2 protein-coding genes are annotated in these 6,081 nt (G+C 75.3%); both read right to left on the bottom strand.

From position 1 onward, the window contains the following. Window positions 1-74 precede the first annotated feature (74 nt). The gene (locus AB0F40_RS27065) at window positions 75-4,736 is read right to left on the bottom strand and encodes a S8 family serine peptidase (RefSeq protein WP_357475340.1); all 4,662 of its coding nucleotides are present in this window, start codon (window positions 4,734-4,736) and stop codon (window positions 75-77) included. Window positions 4,737-4,887: 151 nt separating this feature from the next. After that, window positions 4,888-5,916: a helix-turn-helix transcriptional regulator gene (locus AB0F40_RS27060; RefSeq protein WP_357475337.1), complete on the bottom strand. Its 1,029-nt coding sequence runs from the start codon at window positions 5,914-5,916 to the stop codon at window positions 4,888-4,890. Between the last annotated feature and the right edge of the window lie 165 nt (window positions 5,917-6,081).

Raw genomic sequence — 6,081 nt, 5'->3', positions numbered from 1 at the left:
TCGCTCGCGGTGCTAGCGTGGTGCGTCTCCCCACACGCAGACAGACCCCCCCCACCACGCGGGACGGGCCAGGCCTACCTCCGCACCTTGATCTCCGTGCTCGCCTCCGAGGCCGCGAAGTCCTCGGTCGCCCCGTAGCCGGCGGTCACCGTGTAGGTGCCCGCCCGGACGAGCGGGGGCAGCCGCAGCTCGGCGTGACCGTCCCGCAGCCGGACCGTCCTCTCGTACGGTCGCCGGTCGTCCGCGCGGGCGACCGTGACGGTCACCGACCCGGTCGGGGTGGCGTCGTCGGCGCCGACCGTCACCCGGACCCGGGCCCGCTCCCAGCGGCGCACCGTGTCCGGCGCCTCGATCCGCGTGGTCGTGGCCGCAGGCAGGGCGTCGGCGGGCACGAGCTCGCCGGTGGCCGTGCGGTGCACGCCACCCTCGTCGGTGCCCGCGTAGACCCAGGCGCCGTCGGCGCTCACGGCCAGCGAGCGCACCGACATGGCCGTCAGGCCGCCCGACGCGGGCGTCCACGTGGCGCCGCCGTCGGCCGAGACGAACGTGCCGGCACCGTTCACCACGAGGCCGTTCGGCTGCCACCGCGCGCCCGCCGCGACGAGGAGCTGCGTCCCGGCGGCCGGGCCGTCCGGCACCTCGACGGCGACGATCGACTCGACGTCGGCGTACGAGTCGGGCACCTCGGCGGCGTGGAAGGACTCGCCGCCGTCGGTGCTGACGCGGATGCCCGGTCGCTCACCGGCCACGACGTGGTCGGTGTCGTCGGGATCGACCCAGACCGACCGCGTGTCTGCGCTGGTCAGCCGGGTGAGGGTGGCGCCGAGGTCGTCGGACCGGTAGAGGCCCGTCGAGGTGGCGAGCCACAGGCGCCGCGAGTCCTCCGGGTCGAACGCGACCTGAGCGACCCGCAGGTCGTTGTCGTACGTGCGCCAGGTGTCAAACCCGTCGCGCGACACCATGATCCCGCGGGCCGACATGGTGCCGTACGAGACGACGACCGTGTCGCCGTCACTCGCGGCGTCGTCGTGCGATGAGACCGCCAGCGCCCCGGGAGTGAACCCGCCGGACGGGCCGACGCGCTCGAGGTCCGCGTCGGTCGTCCCGGCGGGCCCGGTGCGGATCTTGGCCCCGCCGAAGGCGTTGTTGCCGATGGCCCAGACCGCGTGCTCGCCCACCGCCGACTGCGTCACGTGGGTGAACGCGTAGCCGACCCCGCCCGGGTGGAGCGAGCCCCAGTCCTGGGCGTCCGGTCCGACGTCGGCCAGCGGCCGGACGTGCAGACCCTCCGCGTCGACGGCGCGCAGCACCGGCTCGCCGTCGGCCCCCGTGCCGACGTGCACACCGCGCACATCGGTCCCGGAGACCCCCGTCCGGGTCCAGCGCTCGCCGTCGTCGGTGGCGTAGTACCCGGAGTTCTCCATGCTCATGACCAGGCTGGTCGGCGAGGTGCCCGGCCAGTGGTCGACGTCGGTGGCCAGCGGGCCCCGGACGGGCAGCGGGTGCTCGGTCCAGGTGGCGCCGTCGTCGGTGCTCGTGCTGTACGAGGACAGGCCGGCCGCGTACGCGACACCCTCGACCATCGTGGTCTCGGTGACGTACGACTGGTCGGTGTCGGCGGCGTCGGCCCACGTGGCCCCACCGTCCGTCGACACCATGGACACGCCGTCGCCGCGCACGGCGACCGCAGTGGCTCCGTCCGCCGCGATGCCCTGCGGGCGCGTGTCGTAGTCGGAGCCGGCGTAGGTCCGGGTGACCTCGTCACCCCCGTCGAGGACGTCGGCCACGCGGTAGATGCCGTGGAAGGTGGTGATCAGCAGGTCGTCGCCGGCGAAGACCGCGTCCGCAGCCTCGCCGTCCCACGTGGCGGGGACCGAGCGCCAGTCCTGGCCGCCGTCCCGGCTGAGGTACACGCCGTCGGGCGTGATCGCGGCGAGCGCGTCGTCGTGCGCGACGAGCTCGTCGACGGCCACGTCCGGGAAGGGCAGCACCGTCCAGGTGGCGCCCGCGTCCGGCGTGTGCACGATCCGGCCACGGTAGCTCGGGTCGAGCACCACCTTGCCGGCGGCGGCGTTGAGCGCCACGTAGAACGCGCCCGGAGCGGTCGTGTCGGCCACAGGGATGCCCCAGCCGTCGGCGACCGGCATGCTGCGCACGCGCTCCCACGTCTCGCCGCGGTCGGTGGTCACGAACGGGTGGACACCGGTCGACGTCATCGCCATGCCGGTGCCAGGGGCAGTCGGCGAGACGGCGAGCGCGCGGGCCCCGCCCGAGAGCCCGACCTGCTCCCAGGCGCCCGGCTGCGCGGCGCCCTCCGACTGCAGGACCGCCTCACCGGTCAGGGTGCGCCCCGTGACGGTCGCCTTCGCCCGCAGGTGGTAGGTGCCCTGCTCGTCCAGCGGCACGGTGCCGCGGTACCAGCCGGGGTTCGCGCCGACGGCCGCCAGCGCTGCCGTGTACCGCTCGCCCGACGGCGCCGTCGCGACCACTGTCGGCGTCGCCTCCGGGGCCATCACCGCGTGCACGAAGACCTCGGTCTCTCCGACGGCGGGGGCCGGCGAGGCCTGGACCTGCAGCGGGCGCACGTACGCCGCGTACGGCACCCGGACGCTGCTGCCGTCGGAGACCTTGCCGACTACCACGCCGGAGGTCTCCGCGGCGCCGGCGCCGACGGCCGGCGTGACCGTGAGCTCGACCGAGGCGTCGCGGCCCGCGGGGACCCGCAGCCGCCGCTCCGACAGCTCAGCCTCGCCGGTGCTGCCGTCCGACGCCTCGACCGACAGCCGGACGGTCACCGCCCGGTCGCCCGCGTTGTGCAGCACGACGCTCCGCGTGCTCGCACGGTCGGTGCCCATGTCGGCCAGCCCCAGCGACACGGCATCGGGCGACGCCGTGACCTGCTGGTCCACCGCCGCCGCGACGTCAAGCTTGCCGGCGCCCTGGCCCGACGGCGACAGCCCGGCGTCGTCGGACTCCAGCGGCTGCGCGCTACCGATCAGGGTCGCGCGCAGCTGCGCGGCGGTCTGCTCAGGGCGAGCCTGGGCCAGGAGGGCGGCAGCTCCCGCGACGTGCGGGGCGGCCATCGACGTGCCCGAGAAGCGGTACTGGTTGCCCTCCACGCCGAGCGACGCCGGGATGTCGGACAGGATCTCGTAACCGGGCGCGACGATCTCCGGCTTGAGCGTCATCGCGTCGCTCGGGCCGCGCGAGCTGAACCCGGCGATCGTGTCGGTGCGGTCGGCCGAGCCCACGGTGGCACTCGCGGTCCCCGCCGCCACCTCGTGCTTGAGTTCCTGGTACTCGGCGGAGCTGATCGACATCATGACGAGGCTCTCGCGCCGCAGGTCGAACCCGCCGTCGGTGAGCACGCTCGCGCCGCCCTGCGGGCCGGCGCCGTCCTCGACCGGGTCGGTCGGGCTCGGGCTGTACAGCAGGGCCCCGACGGCACCGTGCTCCTCGGCGAGCTCGGCCTGGACGAGGTGGCCGCCCTGGACCTGGCCGAGGTCCGAGACCACGAGGCTGTCCATGACGACGATGGCGCCGGTGACGTCGCCCGCCTCGTCGTAGTCCTCCTGGTCGAGGCCGTCGCCGACGTCGACCAGGCGCGCCGAGAAGCCGTCGGCGGGCGGGTTGGCCGACAGCGGGAAGCGGTCGACGTCCAGCGGGCGCGGTTCGTCGCCCGGCCGCGCCCCGTCGAGCGTCAGCGTCGGGTCGGTGACGCCGGTGACGCCCGCCCCGACGGCGATGACGCCCTCGGCCGCGGCGGGCGTGCTCACGGTCTGGCCGGTGGGCCCGGCGTTGCCGGCCGCCGCCACGACCACGACGCCCTGCTGCACGGCCGCGGTGGCGGCGCGCCCCAGCGGGTCGGTGCCGTCGCCGACCCCGCCGAGGCTCATGTTCACGACGTCGGCCGGGGCGTCGCCCAGCGGGTCCGTCGCGGCCTCGAGCGCGAGCAGCAGGTCGGACGTCGTGCCGCCGCCGTTCTCGTCCAGCGCCTTCCACGCGGTGAGCGAGACCTCCGGCGCCATGCCGGTGAGGTTGTCCCCGCCGGCGCCGACGACGCCCGCCACGTGGGTGCCGTGCATGTGGTCGTCCATGGGGTCGGCGTCGTCGTTGACGAAGTCGTACCCGTCCACGACCCGGTGGCCCGGGCCGAACCCGCCGCCGAGGTCGGCCAGCGAGTAGTCGACGCCCGTGTCGATGACCGCGACGGTGCGGCCGTCGCCCTGGACGGGCGTGCCGGCGGAGTCGGTGCGCTCCCACACCTGCGGTGCGCCGGTGGCCGGGATGTTGGCCTCGCCGAGGATGTGCACCGGCGCGTCCTTCGTGACGCGCGCGACGCCCGGCGCGGAGCGCAGCTCGGCCAGGTCGGCGGTGTCGACGGTCGCGACCAGCCCGGCCAGCAGGCCGGTGACCGGCTCGGTGTCGTCCAGCGCCACCCCCTCGCGGACCGCCCAGGAGGTGACTCCGCCCTGCGCCTCCTCGACGGAGGCGACGGCGGCCCGGTAGTCGGCTGCGAACGCGCGGAGTGCCGACGGCCGGCCGGAGCGCGCGGCGGCGACCTCCTCGTGGCCGACGACGTCGGCGGCGGTGGGCGTCTCGAGCTCGATGATGACCCGTACCGGGTCGGAGTCCGGGGCGGCTACGGCGGCGCCCGGAGACAGGATCACGGAGGCCGCGACGAGGGTGCTCGTGAAGAGAGCACCCCAGCGACGGCCGGAGGGCAGAGGTTGCATGAGGGCTGTCTAGCCGCCGTCGGACCGGCAGGGCAATGGTCTCGTTGGCCGGTTCCGGCCACTGGCCGGTAGCGGCCGCACGAGTTAACACGGCCGTCACGCGGGAGGCCCGGTTTCACCCGCCTGCTGACGGCCGGTCAGTCAGCGGGCGTCAGATCCAGCCGCGGCGGACGGCCTGGGCGCCCGCCTGGAAGCGGTTCGCGGCCCCTAGCCGGCGCAGCAGGTCGGCGCTGCGCCGCCGGAGCGTGCGCTCGGACAGGCCGAGCTCGCGCGCGATCGTCTCGTCCTTCGCGCCCGAGCCGAGCAGGGCGAGCAGCGCCCGGTCGCCCTTGCCCGGCCCGCGGTCCGGGGGAGCAGCGCCGTCGAGGCTGTCGGTGGGCGGGACCTCGACCGAGTCGGCCCACACCGCCTCGAAGGCGGCGCAGAGCAGGTCGACCAGCGGTCCGCCCTCGACGACGACCGCCGTGGGGCGGTGCGCGTCGAGCGTGGAGCTGACCAGCGCCGTCCGCCGGTCCGCGATGGCCAGCTTGGTCGGCAGCGTCCGGGCGATCCTGGCCTGCTCGCCCTGGGACGCCGCATAGCGCATCTCCGCCCAGGCGCCGGGGCGCTCCAGCACCTCCGCCGCGTACACCGCCCGCCACAGCACGCCGCGCTCCAGCACGAGCGGCTCGACCGGGTTCTCGCCGGCCAGGACGTAGGGCGGCCGGTCGAACGCCATGAACTCGCCGGTCACCTCGTGCTCCAGGCGGGTGTACCAGGCGCCGATGAGCGCGGGATCGTCGATGACGTGCACCCCGGCGCCCGAACGCGGCGCGTCACCGGGGTGCTCGAACAGCTCGGCCAGGTCCGGGATCGTCGCGCGGACCCGGTCCAGCTGTGCGGCGGTCCGGTCGGTCAGCGCCCGCAGTGCGACGCGGGGATCGACCGCCGTGTACTCGCCGTCGCGGCCGCTGGTGCGGTTGATCAGGCCGGCGGTCCGGAGCCGGGCCAGCATCCCTGCGGCGTCGGTCCCGTCGAGCGGCACGTCCCTGGCGACGTCCCCCACCCGGACGGTGCCCTGGGCGAGCACGTACCGGTAGATGAGCCGGGAGTCGTCGTCGATCCCGACGGCTTCGAAGTCGCTGTCGGGATCGACACCCTCGGGTGCGGCGTCACGTGTGGTGTCCGGGTGCGCTGCCATGCGGGCCAGCGTAGGACGGCAGGGCCTACGGCAGGGCCTACGGCAGGGCATGTAGTCGGTAGAACGTCAGTCGTGAGCAGCGACGACATCCGCTCCAGGGGTGCCGCCTGCGTGATGAGCCCGTCCGCCGTCCGCCCGGCGCGGCGGGCGGTGACCGGGCCCGCC

The sequence above is a fragment of the Promicromonospora sp. NPDC023987 genome (genome assembly GCF_040639055.1).
Taxonomy (GTDB): Bacteria; Actinomycetota; Actinomycetes; order Actinomycetales; family Cellulomonadaceae; genus Promicromonospora.
This window is presented reverse-complemented; position numbering and strand designations above follow the sequence as displayed.